At 41.9% G+C, this 695-nt stretch carries 1 protein-coding gene; it reads right to left on the minus strand.

All coding sequences use genetic code 11. The annotated features are described in order from the left end of the window. Nucleotides 1-89: 89 nt before the first annotated feature. Nucleotides 90-695, minus strand: a 606-nt coding sequence (locus tag ACS8FD_RS20775; protein WP_439277262.1) for a cytochrome d ubiquinol oxidase subunit II, incomplete at its 5' end; no start/stop codon positions are given.

The raw sequence follows: 695 nt of genomic DNA on the forward strand, positions 1-695 counted from the left end.
TCCCCATTTGCTTTTTGTTTGTGGCTGGTGTCATTTAACACGGCCGCCACAGTCATTCTAATTTATCCAATTCATACCATGATTAGTCATTAGTACATAGGATTGTGATCAGATTTTCCCTTAAAAGTATAATACGCAAAAGCGGTATAGCTTAAGATAATCGGTAGCATAATAACTGCACCAATCAGCATAAAGGAGAGCGAAGTGTCAGCCGCTGCTGCCTCATAAATCGTCATCTGATACGGGACTATATAAGGGAATATAGCAAAACAAACACCAATATAACCCATCAAAAATAGAGCAACCGTCAATAAAAATGGACGGTACTCGCGCTCAGTATTTAAGTCTTTACGCATTAAAAAGAATAGCAATACAACAATAAGTGGCATTGGCGCAAGATAGAGCAAGCCTGGGAAGCTAAACCAGCCTTCAAGTGCATCTATATCGGAGAAGAACATAGATACCGTGACGGCAATCATTGCGGCTACTAATGCCATTAACATCCAGCCGGAGACTTTACGCGCCCAAACCTGTAGTTTGTGTTCAGTTTTGATGATAAGCCAAGTAGAACCAAGTAGTGCATAACCAATAATAAGCGCAAATCCGCACATGATTGGGAATGGTGAGAACCAGTCAAAAGGTCCGCCCGTATACAAACGATTGCTTGCTTCTAATCCTTGCACCAAGGCACCGAG

It is taken from the genome of Psychrobacter sp. 1U2 (assembly GCF_051847575.1).